Source organism: Streptomyces cavernae (assembly GCF_004023625.1).
GTDB lineage: Bacteria > Actinomycetota > Actinomycetes > Streptomycetales > Streptomycetaceae > Streptomyces > Streptomyces cavernae.
Map to the genome: position 1 here is coordinate 145031 of NZ_RPDJ01000011.1, position 15976 is coordinate 161006.

The 15976-nt window shown below is 70.1% G+C and carries 14 protein-coding genes; 13 read left to right on the forward strand and 1 reads right to left on the reverse strand.

Annotation, left to right across the window (positions count from 1 at the left end; translation table 11 throughout):
* Positions 1–895 precede the first annotated feature (895 nt).
* Positions 896–1396, reverse strand: coding sequence for a transcriptional regulator BldD (gene bldD / locus EF387_RS22555; RefSeq protein WP_128378406.1), 501 nt, complete (start codon positions 1394–1396; stop codon positions 896–898).
* A 242-nt stretch (positions 1397–1638) separates the two neighbouring features.
* Here bldD and pyrR point away from each other — a divergent pair, with 242 nt between their 5' ends.
* The 13 genes from pyrR (at position 1639) to metK (ending at position 15966) form a co-directional block, all read left to right on the forward strand.
* Complete coding sequence (gene pyrR, locus EF387_RS22560; protein ID WP_128378407.1) at positions 1639–2211, forward strand: bifunctional pyr operon transcriptional regulator/uracil phosphoribosyltransferase PyrR; 573 nt, start codon at positions 1639–1641, stop codon at positions 2209–2211.
* Between the two features lie 122 nt (positions 2212–2333).
* Entirely contained in the window at positions 2334–3311 is a 978-nt protein-coding gene (locus EF387_RS22565; protein WP_128378408.1) for an aspartate carbamoyltransferase catalytic subunit, read from the forward strand.
* A 5-nt stretch (positions 3312–3316) separates the two neighbouring features.
* Positions 3317–4603, forward strand: coding sequence for a dihydroorotase (locus tag EF387_RS22570; RefSeq protein WP_128378409.1), 1287 nt, complete (start codon positions 3317–3319; stop codon positions 4601–4603).
* Positions 4600–5181 carry a PH-like domain-containing protein gene (locus tag EF387_RS22575; protein WP_128378410.1) on the forward strand — a complete coding sequence of 194 codons (582 nt, stop codon included), beginning with the start codon at positions 4600–4602 and terminating at the stop codon, positions 5179–5181. Before EF387_RS22570 ends, EF387_RS22575 begins: the two co-directional genes overlap by 4 nt.
* Positions 5178–6320 carry a glutamine-hydrolyzing carbamoyl-phosphate synthase small subunit gene (carA, locus tag EF387_RS22580; RefSeq protein WP_128378411.1) on the forward strand — a complete coding sequence of 381 codons (1143 nt, stop codon included), beginning with the start codon at positions 5178–5180 and terminating at the stop codon, positions 6318–6320. The genes EF387_RS22575 and carA overlap by 4 nt, the downstream gene beginning before the upstream one ends.
* Entirely contained in the window at positions 6313–9621 is a 3309-nt protein-coding gene (carB, locus tag EF387_RS22585; protein WP_128378412.1) for a carbamoyl-phosphate synthase large subunit, read from the forward strand. Before carA ends, carB begins: the two co-directional genes overlap by 8 nt.
* 14 nt (positions 9622–9635) lie before the next feature.
* The gene (locus tag EF387_RS22590) at positions 9636–10763 is read left to right on the forward strand and encodes a quinone-dependent dihydroorotate dehydrogenase (RefSeq protein ID WP_128378581.1); all 1128 of its coding nucleotides are present in this window, start codon (positions 9636–9638) and stop codon (positions 10761–10763) included.
* Positions 10760–11608, forward strand: coding sequence for an orotidine-5'-phosphate decarboxylase (pyrF, locus tag EF387_RS22595; protein ID WP_162467188.1), 849 nt, complete (start codon positions 10760–10762; stop codon positions 11606–11608). Before EF387_RS22590 ends, pyrF begins: the two co-directional genes overlap by 4 nt.
* Positions 11609–11955: 347 nt before the next feature.
* Entirely contained in the window at positions 11956–12279 is a 324-nt protein-coding gene (locus EF387_RS22600) for an integration host factor (protein WP_026246651.1), read from the forward strand.
* A gap of 36 nt (positions 12280–12315) precedes the next feature.
* A complete protein-coding gene (gene gmk, locus EF387_RS22605; RefSeq protein ID WP_128378413.1) occupies positions 12316–12873 on the forward strand; it encodes a guanylate kinase in 558 nt (185 codons plus the stop codon).
* A 48-nt stretch (positions 12874–12921) separates the two neighbouring features.
* On the forward strand, positions 12922–13194 hold the full coding sequence (gene rpoZ, locus EF387_RS22610) for a DNA-directed RNA polymerase subunit omega (RefSeq protein WP_003982715.1): 273 nt from the start codon (positions 12922–12924) through the stop codon (positions 13192–13194).
* Positions 13195–13316: 122 nt separating this feature from the next.
* The gene (gene coaBC, locus EF387_RS22615) at positions 13317–14519 is read left to right on the forward strand and encodes a bifunctional phosphopantothenoylcysteine decarboxylase/phosphopantothenate--cysteine ligase CoaBC (protein WP_128378414.1); all 1203 of its coding nucleotides are present in this window, start codon (positions 13317–13319) and stop codon (positions 14517–14519) included.
* Positions 14520–14757: 238 nt separating this feature from the next.
* Positions 14758–15966 carry a methionine adenosyltransferase gene (gene metK, locus EF387_RS22620; RefSeq protein ID WP_128378415.1) on the forward strand — a complete coding sequence of 403 codons (1209 nt, stop codon included), beginning with the start codon at positions 14758–14760 and terminating at the stop codon, positions 15964–15966.
* The last annotated feature ends 10 nt before the right edge of the window (positions 15967–15976 follow it).

The window sequence follows — 15976 nt, forward strand, 5'->3', positions numbered from 1 at the left end:
GGGGGGTTGGACTGGTCCGACCGCCAGCCGCTGCGGGCGGAGAACCCGGCACGTCCCCTGCCGCACGCTGGCGGCTGCCGGCCGGTGGGGGCGGGGGACCCCGGCGGCCCCCTGTCCCCTGCTGCGTGCTGGTGGTTGTCGGCCGGTGGGGGCGGGGGACCCCGGCGGCCCCCTGTCCCCTGCTGCGTGCTGGTGGTTGTCGGCCGGTGGGGGCGGGGGACCCCGGCGGCCCCCTGTCCCCTGCTGTGTGCTGGTGGTTGTCGGCCGGTGGGGGCGGGGGACCCCGGTGGCCCCCTGTCCCCTGCTGTGTGCTGGTGGTTGTCGGCCGGTGGGGGCGGGGGACCCCGGTGGCCCCCTGTCCCCTGCTGCGTGCTGGCGGTTGTCGGCTGGTGGGGTGGCGGGCCCGGGGACGTGCTCTGTCGCGTGCTGGTGGTTGTCGGCCGGTGGGGGCGGAGGACCCCGGCGGCCCCCCGTCCCCTGCTGCGTGCTGGCGGTTGCATCGGCTGGTAGGGCTGAGGGCACGGGTGCGTTCCCTGCCGCATGTGGCGGCCGGTGGGGCGGTGTTTACCCGGCCCTGGACAGCGTTCGTTTTCGGGCTGTCGGGCCGGTTTTCCAGGGGCGCGGGGAATTGCGTGCTCAGCCCCGACCGGAGGTCATCGGCGGGCCCGTGGTGAGTGGCCGCGGGCCCGCCGACCTTTCTCCGCGCATCCTCCGGGGCGCCCCAGAGCGCGTACGGCGGCCCGGAACGCGCGCGGGGGCGCAGAGTACCGGTAAGGGTGCGACCGGCGCTGTGACGGAGTAGGAAAGCCGCCGGGGTGGCCGGATCCAGAAGGGTTCCGGCCACCCCGGCGGCACGTTTCTGCAGTGTCTGCGGGGAACCGACGCGACAGGTGGGTCAGGCTTCTTCGTGGGTGACCGCGCGGCGCGCATCCGCGTCCAGGACACCCCAGCTGATCAGCTGCTCGGTGAGGACCGAGGGCGACTGGTCGTAGATGACGGCGAGTGTGCGCAGGTCGTCCTGGCGGATCGACAGGACCTTGCCGTTGTAGTCACCGCGCTGGGACTGGATCGTCGCCGCGTACCGCTGCAGCGGGCCCGCCTTCTCGGCCGGCACGGTGGCCAGCCGCTCAAGGTCCAGGACCAGCTTCGGCGGCGGCTCGGCGGCCCCGCCCGGAGTGGTGCCCGGCAGCAGTTCCTGCACGGGGACACCGTAGAAGTCGGCCAGCTCCGCGAGGCGCTGCACGGTAACGGCGCGGTCGCCGCGCTCGTACGAACCGACCACCACCGCCTTCCAGCGGCCCTGGGACTTCTCCTCGACACCGTGGAGAGACAAGCCCTGCTGGGTGCGGATGGCCCGGAGCTTGGCCCCGAGCTGTTTGGCGTATTCGCTGGACATATAGCTCCCCGGACACGGGTAGACATGCGGCTCCGCCGCGCGGCTGGTGACTCACTGTGAGGTTACGCAGCGTTACTCTCCCCCGTCAAGCCGAATGGTCCGGACCGGCCCTCCCGTGGAAGCGGGGCTTCAGGACCCCCGAGGGGGTGATCAGGCGCATTGGCCGCCTGGTACCGTTGATGGCGCAATTCCGACGTCCTTTAAGGTCCGTCCCGTGAGGCGGAGAAGGAGGTCCGTTTCGTATGGACACACAACGGTCCGATGCCCGGCCCGTGCTCGAAGCCCCCGACATCGCGCGGGTGCTGACCCGCATCGCCCACGAGATCGTCGAACGCGCCAAGGGCGCCGACGACGTCGTGCTCCTCGGCATTCCGACCCGAGGTGTCTTCCTCGCCCAGCGGCTCGCCGCCAAGCTCGAGGAGATCACCGGCCGCAAGGTCCCGGTCGGCTCGCTCGACATCACCATGTACCGCGACGACCTGCGCATGCACCCCCCGCGTGCGCTGGCCCGCACCGACATCCCAGGTGACGGTGTCGACGGGCGGCTCGTCGTACTCGTCGACGACGTGCTCTTCTCCGGCCGCACCATCCGCGCCGCGCTCGACGCCCTGAACGACATCGGCCGACCGCGCGCCGTCCAGCTCGCGGTCCTCGTCGACCGAGGCCACCGCGAACTCCCGATCCGTGCCGACTACGTCGGCAAGAACCTCCCCACGTCGCTGCGGGAGACGGTCAAGGTCCAGCTCGCCGAGGAGGACGGCCGGGACACCGTGCTGCTCGGCGTGAAGCAGACCACCCCGGACGCACAGCACTGAGCACCGTGCGCACGGCACCGCCGTGCGCCCTGCGCGTGCGCCCGAGCGCGCCCGCCTGCCCGGGCGTGCCCTTCCGGCAGGGCCACGCCTCACGAACTGAACTGCCTTACGGAGCCTGACAGATGCAGCGTCATCTCATCTCGGCCGCCGACCTCACCCGCGACGACGCCGTCCAGATCCTCGACACCGCCGAGGAGATGGCCCGGGTCGCCGACCGGCCGATCAAGAAACTGCCCACCCTGCGCGGCCGCACCGTCGTCAACCTCTTCTTCGAGGACTCCACCCGCACCCGGATCTCCTTCGAGGCCGCCGAGAAGCGCCTCTCCGCCGATGTCATCAACTTCTCCGCCAAGGGGTCGTCGGTGTCGAAGGGCGAATCGCTGAAGGACACCGCGCAGACCCTGGAAGCCATGGGCGTCGACGCGGTCGTCATCCGGCACGGTGCCTCCGGGGCCCCGTACCGGCTCGCCACCTCGGGCTGGATCGACGCCGTCGTCATCAACGCGGGCGACGGCACCCACCAGCACCCCACCCAGGCCCTGCTCGACGCCTTCACCATGCGCCGCCGGCTCGTCGGCCGGGACGCGGGGATCGGTCAGGACCTCGGTGGCAAGCGCGTCACCCTCGTCGGCGACATCCTGCACAGCCGGGTCGCCCGCTCCAACGTCGATCTGCTGCACACCCTCGGTGCCGAGGTCACCCTGGTCGCGCCGCCCACCCTGCTGCCCGTCGGCGTCGAGTCCTGGCCCTGCGAGATCTCCTACGACCTCGACGCCACCCTGCCCAAGTCCGACGCGGTGATGCTGCTGCGCGTCCAGCGCGAGCGCATGAACGCGGCCTTCTTCCCGACCGAGCGCGAGTACACCCGCCGCTACGGCCTCGACGGCGACCGCATGGCGCGGATGCCCGAGCACGCCATCGTGATGCACCCCGGCCCGATGGTCCGGGGCATGGAGATCACCGCGGAGGTCGCCGACTCCGACCGCTGCACCGCCGTCGAGCAGGTCGCCAACGGCGTCTCCATTCGCATGGCCGTCCTCTACCTGCTGCTCGGCGGCATGGACCCCGCCGTCACCCACACCCGTACCGAGGAGAAGTAAGACAGATGAGCAAGATCCTGATCCGTGGTGCGAAGGTGCTCGGCGGCGAGCCGCAGGACGTCCTGATCAGCGGTGAGGTCATCGAGGCCGTCGGCGCCGGGCTGTCGGACGAGGGGGCGGAGGTCGTCGAGGCGGGCGGCAGGGTGCTGCTGCCGGGGCTCGTCGATCTGCACACCCATCTGCGGGAGCCGGGGCGCGAGGACTCCGAGACCGTCCTGACCGGGACGCGGGCCGCGGCCTCCGGTGGTTACACCGCCGTGTTCGCCATGGCCAACACCTTCCCCGTCGCGGACACCGCAGGCGTCGTCGAGCAGGTCTACCGGCTCGGCAAGGACCACGGCTACTGCGACGTCCAGCCCATCGGCGCCGTCACGGTCGGCCTGGAGGGCAAGAAGCTCGCCGAACTCGGCGCCATGCACGAGTCGGCGGCCGGTGTCACGGTCTTCTCCGACGACGGCAAGTGCGTCGACGACGCCGTGATCATGCGGCGTGCGCTGGAGTACGTGAAGGCCTTCGGCGGTGTGGTCGCCCAGCACGCGCAGGAGCCGCGGCTGACCGAGGGCGCGCAGATGAACGAGGGCGTCGTCTCCGCCGAGCTGGGTCTCGGCGGCTGGCCCGCCGTCGCCGAGGAGTCGATCATCGCGCGCGACGTGCTGCTCGCCGAGCACGTCGGATCGCGCGTGCACATCTGCCACCTGTCGACCGCCGGGTCGGTGGAGATCGTGCGCTGGGCCAAGTCCCGCGGCATCGACGTCACCGCCGAGGTCACCCCACACCACCTGCTGCTCACCGACGAGCTGGTGCGCTCCTACAACCCGGTCTACAAGGTCAACCCGCCGCTGCGCACCGAGCGCGACGTGCTCGCGCTGCGCCAGGCACTCGCGGACGGCACCATCGATATCGTCGCCACCGACCACGCCCCGCATCCCCACGAGGACAAGGACTGCGAGTGGGCGGCCGCCGCCATGGGGATGGTAGGCCTGGAGACCGCGCTGTCCGTGGTGCAGGAGACCATGGTCGACACCGGGCTGCTCGACTGGGCCGGCGTCGCCGACCGCATGTCGCTCAAGCCCGCGAAGATCGGCCGGGCCGCCGGCCACGGCCGCCCCGTCTCGGCAGGTGAGCCCGCCAACCTCACCCTCGTCGACACCACCTACCGTGGGTCCGTGGACCCCGCGGGCTTCGCCTCGCGCAGCCGCAACACCCCCTACGAGGGCCGTGAGCTGCCGGGCCGTGTCACGCACACGTGGCTCCGGGGCCGGGCCACGCTCGTCGACGGGAAGCTCGCGTGACATCACTCCAAGCACTACCGGCCGTACTGGCCGCCGAAGAGAAGTCGGCGGAGGTGACCGACTGGGCCGCGCGCATCGGCTGGCTCGTCGGACTCGCCCTGTTCGTCGCGCTCGTCTACTGGCTGATGCGCGAGGGCTGGAAGTGGCGGGCCACGCTCCAGGGCGATCTGCCCGAGCTGCCCCTCGCCCCGGAGGAGCCCGGTCCCGCGCGACTGGAGCTGACGGGCCGCTACCACGGCTCCACCACCGCCGGACAGTGGCTCGACCGCATCGTGGCGCGCGGTCTCGGCAACCGCAGCCGGGTCGAGCTGACGCTGACCGACGCCGGCCTGGACGTCGTACGGCCCGGGGACGCGGACTTCTTCATCCCCGTCGCGCAGTTGCGCGAGGCCCGGCTCGACAAGGGCATCGCGGGCAAGGTCCTCACCGAGGGCGGACTGCTCGTCGTGACCTGGGCGCACGGCGACAAGCTGATCGACTCCGGCTTCCGCTCCGACCGCGCGGCCGAGCACAACGACTGGGTCGCCACCCTCAACCAGATGATCAAGACGACCACCGAGACGGAAGGCGCACGATGACGACCTCCACCCGGGGAGCCTCGAAAACTCCCGCCGTACTCGTCCTGGAGGACGGCCGGATCTTCCGCGGCCGTGCCTACGGGGCCGTGGGGGAGACCTTCGGCGAAGCGGTGTTCTCCACCGGCATGACCGGCTACCAGGAGACCCTCACCGACCCGTCGTACCGCCGCCAGGTCGTCGTGATGACCGCCCCGCACGTCGGCAACACCGGAGTCAACGACGAGGACCCCGAATCCCGGCAGATCTGGGTCGCGGGCTACGTCGTACGCGACCCCGCGCGCGTTCCCTCCAACTGGCGGCACAGGCGCACGCTCGACGACGAACTCAGCGAGCAGGGCGTCGTCGGGATCTCCGGCATCGACACCCGCGCGCTGACCCGCCATCTGCGCGAGCGCGGCGCCATGCGCGTCGGCATCTTCAGCGGAGACGCCGTCAAGGACGACCGCGAGTTGCTCGACCGCGTCCTTCAGGCCCCCCAGATGAAGGGCGCGAGCCTCTACGAGGAGGTCACGGTCGACGAGGCGTACGTCGTCCCGGCGATCGGCGAGAAGAAATTCACCGTCGCCGCCATAGACCTCGGCATCAAGGGCATGACCCCGCACCGCATGGCCGAACGCGGCATCGAGGTGCACGTGCTGCCGGCCACGGCCACGCTCGAGGACGTGTACGCGGTCAACCCGGACGGCGTGTTCTTCTCCAACGGGCCGGGCGACCCGGCCACCGCCGACCACCCCGTGTCCCTGATGCGGGGCGTCCTGGAGCGCGGCACACCACTGTTCGGCATCTGCTTCGGCAACCAGCTCCTCGGCCGGGCGCTCGGCTTCGGCACCTACAAGCTGAAGTACGGCCACCGCGGCATCAACCAGCCCGTGCAGGACCGCACGACGGGCAAGGTGGAGGTCACCGCGCACAACCACGGCTTCGCCGTCGACGCCCCGCTCGACAAGGTCTCCGACACCCCCTTCGGCCGTGCCGAGGTCTCCCACGTCTGCCTCAACGACGACGTGGTGGAGGGCCTCCAACTGCTCGACAAGCCCGCCTTCAGCGTCCAGTACCACCCCGAAGCGGCAGCGGGCCCGCACGACGCCGCCTACCTGTTCGACCGCTTCGTATCCCTGATGGAGGGCCAGCGTGCCTAAGCGCACCGATATCCAGTCCGTCCTGGTCATCGGCTCCGGCCCGATCGTCATCGGCCAGGCCGCCGAGTTCGACTACTCCGGCACCCAGGCGTGCCGCGTCCTGAAGGCCGAGGGCCTCAGGGTCGTCCTGGTGAACTCCAACCCGGCGACGATCATGACCGACCCGGAGATCGCCGACGCCACGTACGTCGAGCCGATCACCCCGGAGTTCGTCGAGAAGATCATCGCCAAGGAGCGCCCGGACGCCCTGCTGCCCACCCTGGGCGGTCAGACGGCGCTCAACACCGCCATCGCGCTGCATGAGAACGGTGTGCTCGCCAAGTACGGCGTCGAGCTCATCGGTGCCAACGTCGAGGCGATTCACAAGGGTGAAGACCGCGATCAGTTCAAGCTGGTGGTTGAGGCGGTTCACAGCAAGATCGGGCACGGCGAGAGCGCACGCTCTGTCATCTGCCACTCGATGGACGACGTCCTCAAGGGCGTCGAGCAGCTCGGCGGCTACCCCGTCGTCGTCCGGCCCTCCTTCACCATGGGCGGCGCCGGCTCCGGCTTCGCCCACGACGAGGAGGAGCTGCGCCGCATCGCGGGCACCGGCCTCACGCTCTCCCCGACGACTGAGGTGCTCTTGGAGGAGTCGATCCTCGGCTGGAAGGAGTACGAGCTGGAGCTGATGCGCGACAAGCACGACAACGTCGTGGTCGTCTGCTCCATCGAGAACTTCGACCCCATGGGCGTGCACACCGGCGACTCGATCACCGTCGCGCCCGCGATGACGCTCACCGACCGCGAGTACCAGATCCTGCGCGACATCGGCATCGCCGTCATCCGCGAGGTCGGCGTCGACACCGGCGGCTGCAACATCCAGTTCGCGGTCAACCCCGAGGACGGCCGGGTCATCGTCATCGAGATGAACCCGCGCGTGTCCCGGTCCTCGGCGCTCGCCTCGAAGGCGACGGGCTTCCCCATCGCGAAGATCGCCGCGAAGCTGGCCGTCGGCTACACGCTCGACGAGATCCCCAACGACATCACCGAGCAGACCCCGGCCTCCTTCGAGCCGACGCTCGACTACGTGGTCGTGAAGGCCCCGCGGTTCGCCTTCGAGAAGTTCCCGCAGGCCGACTCCACGCTGACCACCACGATGAAGTCGGTCGGCGAGGCGATGGCCATCGGCCGGAACTTCACCGAGGCACTCCAGAAGGCGCTCCGGTCACTGGAGAAGAAGGGCAGCCAGTTCACCTTCGTCGGCGAGCCCGGCGACAAGGCCGAGCTGCTGCGCGACGCCGTTCGCCCCACCGACGGCCGCGTCAACACCGTGATGCAGGCCATCCGTGCGGGCGCCACCGCAGAGGAGGTCTTCGAGGCCACGAAGATCGACCCGTGGTTCGTCGACCAGCTCTTCCTGATCAAGGAGATCGCGGACGAACTGGCCGCCGCCGCCAAGCTCGACCCCGAACTGCTCGCCGAGGCCAAGCGGCACGGCTTCTCCGACCAGCAGATCGCCGAGATCCGCGGGCTGCGCGAGGACGTCGTCCGCGAGGTCCGGCACGCCCTCGGTGTGCGCCCGGTCTACAAGACGGTCGACACCTGCGCCGCCGAGTTCGCGGCGAGGACGCCGTACTTCTACTCCTCCTACGACGAGGAGACCGAGGTCGCGACCCGGACCAGGCCCGCGGTGATCATCCTGGGCTCCGGCCCCAACCGCATCGGCCAGGGCATCGAGTTCGACTACTCCTGCGTCCACGCATCCTTCGCGCTGCACGACGCCGGCTACGAGACCGTGATGGTCAACTGCAACCCCGAGACCGTCTCCACGGACTACGACACCTCCGACCGGCTGTACTTCGAGCCGCTGACCCTCGAGGACGTGCTCGAGATCGTCCACGCCGAGCAGCAGGCCGGACCGGTCGCGGGCGTGGTCGTACAGCTCGGCGGCCAGACCCCGCTCGGCCTGTCGCAGGCCCTGAAGGACAACGGCGTGCCGATCGTCGGCACCTCGCCCGAGGCCATCCACGCCGCCGAGGACCGCGGAGCCTTCGGACGCGTGCTGGCCGAGGCCGGCCTCCCGGCGCCCAAGCACGGCACCGCCACCACCTTCGCCGAGGCCAAGGCCATCGCCGACGAGATCGGCTACCCGGTCCTCGTACGGCCCAGTTACGTCCTCGGCGGGCGCGGCATGGAGATCGTCTACGACGAGACGCGCCTGCAGTCGTACATCGCCGAGTCCACCGAGATCAGCCCGTCCCGGCCGGTGCTCGTCGACCGGTTCCTCGACGACGCGATCGAGATCGACGTCGATGCCCTCTACGACGGCGAGGAGCTCTACCTCGGCGGCGTGATGGAGCACATCGAGGAGGCCGGCATCCACTCCGGCGACTCGGCGTGCGCCCTGCCCCCGATCACCCTGGGCGGCTTCGACGTCAAGCGGCTGCGCGCCTCCACGGAGGCCATCGCCAAGGGCGTCGGGGTCCGCGGTCTGATCAACATCCAGTTCGCGATGGCGGGCGACATCCTGTACGTGCTGGAGGCCAACCCGCGCGCCTCCCGGACCGTGCCCTTCACCTCGAAGGCGACCGCCGTCCCGCTCGCCAAGGCCGCCGCCCGGATCTCGCTGGGCGCGACCATCGCCGAACTGCGCGCCGAGGGATTGCTGCCCGCGAACGGCGACGGCGGCACCCTTCCGCTCGACGCGCCGATCTCCGTCAAGGAGGCCGTGATGCCGTGGTCGCGGTTCCGCGACATCCAAGGGCGCGGCGTCGACACGGTGCTCGGCCCGGAGATGCGCTCCACCGGCGAGGTCATGGGCATCGACTCGGTCTTCGGCTCGGCGTACGCCAAGTCGCAGGCCGGTGCGTACGGCCCGCTGCCCACCAAGGGCCGCGCGTTCATCTCCGTCGCCAACCGCGACAAGCGTTCGATGATCTTCCCGGCGCGCGAGCTGGTGGCCCACGGCTTCGAACTGCTGGCCACCTCTGGCACGGCGGAGGTGCTCAAGCGCAACGGCATCAACGCCAAGGTCGTGCGCAAGCACTTCGAGGGCGAAGGCCCCAACGGAGAGAAGACCATCGTCCAGCTGATCCACGACGGCGAGGTCGACCTCATCGTCAACACCCCGTACGGCACCGGTGGCCGCCTCGACGGCTACGACATCCGCACGGCGGCCGTGGCACGGTCCGTGCCCTGCCTCACGACCGTCCAGGCGCTCGCCGCGGCCGTCCAGGGCATCGACGCCCTCAACCACGGCGGGGTGGGCGTGCGTTCGCTCCAGGAGCACGCCGAGCACCTCATGGCGGCGCGGGACTGATGACCGTGAGCGGACTGTACCGACTGTTCTTCGTCGTGATCTTCAAACGGATGGACCCCGAGCGGGCCCACCACCTGGCGGTCGGCTGGATCCGGCTGGCCGCCAGGATCCCGGTGCTGCGGACCTTCGTCGCGGCGGCCCTGGCCCCGCGCTACGAGGAGCTGCGCACCGAGGCCTTCGGGCTGCGGATGCACGGACCGTTCGGGCTCGCGGCCGGCTTCGACAAGAACGCCGTCGCGATCGACGGCATGTCGATGCTCGGGTTCGACCACGTCGAGATCGGCACGGTCACCGGCGAGCCGCAGCCCGGGAACCCCAGACAGCGGCTGTTCCGGCTGGTGCCGGACCGGGCGCTGATCAACCGCATGGGGTTCAACAACGAGGGCTCGGCGGCCGTCGCGGCACGGCTCGCCGGACGCCGGGCCGTCTTCCGTACGACCGTCGGCGTCAACATCGGCAAGACCAAGGCCGTGCCGGAGGCGGAGGCCGTCGGGGACTATGTGAAGTCGGCGGAGCGACTCGCCCGCCACGCCGACTACCTGGTGGTCAACGTCAGCTCCCCGAACACCCCCGGGCTGCGTGACCTGCAGGCCACCGAGGCGCTGCGACCGCTGCTGACAGCGGTGCGGGAGGCCGCGGACCGTACGGTCCCCGAGCGACGGGTACCGCTGCTGGTGAAGATCGCGCCCGACCTGGCCGACGAGGATGTCGACGCGGTCGCCGACCTCGCCGTGGAACTGGGCCTGGACGGGATCATCGCCACGAACACCACCATCGCGCGCGAGGGACTCGGTCTGCGATCCGCACCGGCCGTGGTGAAGGAGACGGGCGGGCTGTCCGGCGCGCCGCTGAAAGCACGCTCCCTGGAGGTACTCAGGCGCCTCTACGCGCGCGTGGGCGACCGGATCACCCTCGTGGGAGTGGGCGGCATCGAGAACGCCGAGGACGCCTGGCAGCGGATCCTCGCCGGCGCCACCCTGGTCCAGGGCTACAGCGCCTTCATCTACCAGGGCCCGTTCTGGGCACGCGCACTCCACAAGGGGCTCGCCGCACGGCTGCGAACCAGCCCGTACGCCACGATCGCCGACGCGGTCGGTGCCGATGTCAGGGACAGCACCAGCAACAGCGGGAGGGCGGCATGAGCGGTCTGGAACCCTTCGGCGCGCGGCTGCGCCGGGCCATGGACGAGCGGGGCCCGCTCTGCGTCGGCATCGACCCGCACGCGTCCCTGCTGGCCGACTGGGGCCTGAACGACGACGTCGCGGGTCTGGAGCGGTTCAGTCGCACGGTCGTCGAGGCGCTGGCGGACCGGGTGGCGGTCCTCAAGCCGCAGAGCGCCTTCTTCGAGCGGTTCGGGTCGCGCGGGATCGCCGTCCTGGAGAAGTCGGTCGAGGAGGCGCGGGCGGCCGGGGCGCTGGTCGTCATGGACGCCAAGCGCGGCGACATCGGCTCGACGATGGCCGCGTACGCGGAGTCGTTCCTGCACAAGGACGCGCCGCTGTTCTCGGACGCGCTGACCGTGTCGCCGTACCTCGGCTACGGGTCCCTGAAGCCGGCGGTTCAGCTGGCGCGGGAGAGCGGTGCGGGTCTCTTCGTGCTCGCGCTGACCTCCAACCCCGAGGGCGGCGAGGTGCAGCACGCCGTGCGCCCCGCCGACGGGCGCAGCGTCGGGGCGACGATGCTGGCGCACCTCGCGGCCGAGAACGCCGGGGAGGAGCCGCTGGGCTCCTTCGGCGCGGTCGTGGGCGCCACGCTCGGTGACCTCTCTTCCTACGGCCTCGCGATCAACGGTCCGCTGCTCGCGCCCGGCATCGGGGCCCAGGGGGCGGCTCCGGCGGACCTCCCGGGAGTCTTCGGCGCCGCCGTGCGCAACGTGGTGCCGAACGTCAGCCGGGGGGTGCTGCGGCACGGCCCCGGGGCGGCGGAGCTGCGGGCGGCCGCCGCGCGGTTCGCGGACGAGGTACGTGCCGCGCTGACCGTCGGCTGAGCGTGATGTCCGCCACAGGTGCCGTGACCGGCCTGTCTGCCAGGAAGGTCTCCCACAAGCGTCTCTTGAGGTTCTCTTAAGGGAGCGTCGACTGAAATCCTTCCCAAATCCGGGGAGTTTTGCCCGGAATGTCGGGTTCAGTGGAGGCTGACCAGGACTTTTCCTCTGTTCTCGCTGACTACGGCGCACTTGGCCGCTAGTCTCCGACGAGTGGGGGCACCTCCCACGCCCCTCAAGGCAGTGGGGGAGAACGGGTGAAGCGTGTTGCTCGTAGCTCCTCAGGTGTGGGGCGACTAGGTTCCTCACCGGTCCGTATCCGACAGTTCGACATCCGAGGTGACGTAGGCGTGGCTCTTCCGCCCCTTACCCCTGAACAGCGCGCAGCCGCGCTCGAAAAGGCCGCCGCGGCTCGCCGGGAGCGGGCCGAGGTCAAGAATCGACTCAAGCACTCCGGCGCCTCCCTTCACGAGGTCATCAAGCAGGGCCAGGAGAACGACGTCATCGGCAAGATGAAGGTCTCCGCCCTCCTCGAGTCCCTGCCGGGCGTGGGCAAGGTCCGCGCCAAGCAGATCATGGAGCGACTCGGGATCTCCGAGAGCCGCCGCGTGCGGGGGCTCGGTTCCAACCAGATCGCCTCCCTGGAACGTGAATTCGGCAGCACCGGCGCCTGATTCCTGGGCCGTCGGGATTGCTGGAATAATCGCTGCATGAGTGAACGTCCGCGGCTGACCGTGCTCTCCGGCCCCTCCGGGGTCGGCAAGAGCACGGTCGTCGCCCATATGCGCAAGGAACATCCCGAGGTCTGGCTCTCGGTCTCGGCGACGACCCGCAAGCCCCGCCCCGGTGAGCAGCACGGGGTCCACTATTTCTTCGTCAGTGACGACGAGATGGACAAGCTGATCGCCAACGGCGAGCTGCTGGAGTGGGCGGAGTTCGCCGGCAACCGCTACGGGACCCCTCGCCGCGCCGTTCAGGAGCGTCTGGAGGCGGGCGAGCCGGTGCTCCTGGAGATCGACCTCCAGGGCGCCCGTCAGGTCCGCGAGTCGATGCCCGAGTCCCAGCTGGTGTTCCTGGCCCCGCCCTCCTGGGAGGAGCTGGTGCGCAGACTCACCGGACGGGGCACCGAGCCGCCCGAGGTGATCGAGCGCCGTCTGGAGGCGGCCAAGGTCGAACTCGCGGCCGAGCCCGAGTTCGACGTCACCCTGGTCAACACCTCCGTCGAGGACGTGGCGCGTGAGCTGCTAGCCTTGATGGACGTTGTGTGATCAGTGCTGAAGATGTCTGATCTCATCCCATCTTTCGGAAGGTAGAGCGTGTCCTCTTCCATCACCGCGCCCGAGGGCATCATCAACCCGCCGATCGACGAGCTCCTCGAGGCCACCGACTCGAAGTACAGCCTCGTGATCTACGCGGCCAAGCGGGCCCGCCAGATCAACGCGTACTACTCGCAGCTCGGCGAGGGCCTCCTCGAGTACGTCGGTCCGCTCGTCGACACCCACGTCCACGAGAAGCCGCTCTCGATCGCCCTGCGCGAGATCAACGCGGGTCTGCTGACGTCCGAGGCCGTCGAGGGCCCGGCGCAGTAGTTTTCTCACCGCACAGAAGTTTCATTGAGTCTTTTCCACAGGCCTGACAGCACGGCTGTCAGGCCTGTGGTGTCTCATGGAGTTCGTACGGGAGCCGAGTCCGGGGCGAGACGGGAGAGACGGTGGACAAGCCGAAGGTCGTGCTGGGGGTCAGTGGCGGCATCGCCGCGTACAAGGCCTGTGAGCTGCTGCGCAGACTGACCGAATCGGGTCACGACGTCCGCGTCGTGCCCACCGCCTCGGCGCTGCACTTCGTCGGCGCGGCCACCTGGTCCGCGCTCTCCGGCAACCCGGTCTCCACCGAGGTCTGGGAAGACGTCCACGAGGTTCCGCACGTACGCATCGGACAGCAGGCCGACCTGGTGGTCGTGGCCCCGGCGACGGCTGACACGCTGGCCAGGGCGGCACACGGCCTCGCCGACGACCTCCTCACCAACACCCTGCTCACCGCCCGCTGCCCCGTCGTCTTCGCCCCCGCCATGCACACCGAGATGTGGGAGCACCCGGCCACTCAGGAGAACGTGGCGACGCTCCGCCGCCGCGGCGCCCTCGTGATCGAACCGGCGGTGGGCCGGCTGACGGGTGTCGACACGGGCAAGGGCCGGCTGCCCGACCCGGCCGAGATCTTCGACGTCTGCCGCCGAGTGCTCGCCCGGGGCGTACGTGAGCCGGACCTGGCGGGCCGCCATGTCGTCGTCAGCGCCGGCGGTACCCGGGAACCCCTCGACCCCGTCCGCTTCCTCGGCAACCGCTCCTCCGGGAAGCAGGGATACGCCCTCGCCCGGACGGCCGCCGCACGGGGGGCCCGCGTCACACTGATCGCCGCGAACACCACCCTGCCGGACCCGGCGGGCGTGGACGTCGTCCAGGTCGGGACGGCCGTTCAGCTCCGCGAGGCGGTACTGAAGGCGGCGCCGGACGCCGACGCCGTGGTTATGGCCGCCGCGGTCGCCGACTTCCGCCCGGCGGCGTACGCCACCGGAAAGATCAAGAAGAAGGACGGCCAGGACCCCGAGCCGATCACCCTCGTGCGCAATCCGGACGTCCTCGCCGAGATCTCGGCCGAGCGCGCCCGCCCCGGCCAGGTGATCGTCGGCTTCGCCGCGGAGACCGACGACGTCCTCGCCAACGGCCGGGCGAAGCTGGAGCGAAAGGGTTGTGATCTTCTCGTGGTGAACGAGGTGGGGGAGCGCAGGACGTTCGGCTCCGAGGAGAACGAAGCCGTGGTGCTGGGCGCCGACGGCAGCGAGACGCCGGTGCCGCACGGGCCCAAGGAAGCCCTCGCCGACACCGTGTGGGACCTGGTTCTCAGCCGATTGGGCTGAAGGTTCAAGTTCGGTCCATCAGACCGCTGATGCCCGTACATTGGGGCGTGGCGACCCTGGCGAAGGCCGCACCGCATTGGCAGAATGCCCGTGCCGCAGGTCACCGGCACCCGAGGGGCGAGACACTTGGACCGGCGGCCGGGCACGACCGATAAACTGTTCGCGGACGACGCCGGGCGCAGCCCCCGTCCCGTCCGCCCATGATCAGCCAGCAGCCGCTGCAACCACAGGGAGCGTTGTGTCCCGTCGCCTGTTCACCTCGGAGTCCGTGACCGAGGGCCACCCCGACAAGATCGCTGACCAGATCAGTGACACCATTCTCGACGCGCTTCTGCGCGAGGACCCCACGTCCCGGGTCGCGGTCGAGACCCTGATCACGACCGGTCTGGTGCACGTGGCCGGTGAGGTCACCACCCAGGCGTACGCGCCGATCGCGCAGCTGGTGCGCGACAAGATCCTCGAGATCGGTTACGACTCCTCCAAGAAGGGCTTCGACGGCGCCTCCTGTGGTGTCTCGGTGTCGATCGGTGCCCAGTCGCCGGACATCGCGCAGGGTGTGGACACCGCCTACGAGTCCCGGGTCGAGGGGGATGAGGACGAGCTCGACAAGCAGGGCGCGGGCGACCAGGGCCTAATGTTCGGCTACGCGACGGACGAGACGCCCACCCTGATGCCGCTGCCGATCTTCCTGGCGCACCGCTTGTCGAGCCGCCTGTCGGAGGTCCGCAAGAACGGCACGATCCCCTACCTGCGCCCCGACGGAAAGACCCAGGTCACCATCGAGTACGACGGTGACAAGGCGGTCCGTCTGGACACGGTGGTGGTCTCCTCGCAGCACGCGAGCGACATCGACCTCGACTCCCTGCTGGCCCCCGACATCCGCGAGTTCGTGGTCGAGGCCGAGCTGAAGGCGCTGCTGGACGACGGCATCAAGCTGGACACCGAGGGCTACCGCCTGCTGGTCAACCCCACCGGCCGCTTCGAGATCGGCGGCCCGATGGGTGACGCGGGCCTCACCGGCCGGAAGATCATCATTGACACCTACGGCGGCATGGCCCGCCACGGTGGCGGCGCCTTCTCCGGCAAGGACCCGTCCAAGGTCGACCGCTCCGCCGCGTACGCGATGCGCTGGGTCGCCAAGAACGTGGTCGCGGCCGGCCTCGCGACGCGCTGCGAGGTGCAGGTCGCGTACGCCATCGGCAAGGCCGAGCCCGTCGGTCTGTTCGTCGAGACCTTCGGCACCGCGAAGGTCGACGCGGAGAAGATCGAGAACGCCATCACCGAGGTCTTCGACCTCCGCCCGGCCGCCATCATCCGCGACCTCGACCTGCTCCGTCCGATCTACTCCCAGACGGCCGCCTACGGTCACTTCGGCCGCGAGCTGCCGGACTTCACCTGGGAGCGGACCGACCGGGTGGAGGAGCTGCGCAAGGCTGTCGGACTGTAGTCCTTCCGCT

Excerpts from the sequence above, each read along its gene's own strand:
- carA (WP_128378411.1), top strand. The coding sequence starts at position 5,178 with ATGACGACCTCCACCCGGGGAGCCTCGAAAACTCCCGCCGTACTCGTC.
- pyrF (WP_162467188.1), top strand. The coding sequence starts at position 10,760 with ATGAGCGGTCTGGAACCCTTCGGCGCGCGGCTGCGCCGGGCCATGGAC.
- EF387_RS22565 (WP_128378408.1), top strand. The coding sequence starts at position 2,334 with ATGCAGCGTCATCTCATCTCGGCCGCCGACCTCACCCGCGACGACGCC.
- gmk (WP_128378413.1), top strand. The coding sequence starts at position 12,316 with ATGAGTGAACGTCCGCGGCTGACCGTGCTCTCCGGCCCCTCCGGGGTC.
- EF387_RS22570 (WP_128378409.1), top strand. The coding sequence starts at position 3,317 with ATGAGCAAGATCCTGATCCGTGGTGCGAAGGTGCTCGGCGGCGAGCCG.
- pyrR (WP_128378407.1), top strand. The coding sequence starts at position 1,639 with ATGGACACACAACGGTCCGATGCCCGGCCCGTGCTCGAAGCCCCCGAC.
- bldD (WP_128378406.1), bottom strand. The coding sequence starts at position 1,396 with ATGTCCAGCGAATACGCCAAACAGCTCGGGGCCAAGCTCCGGGCCATC.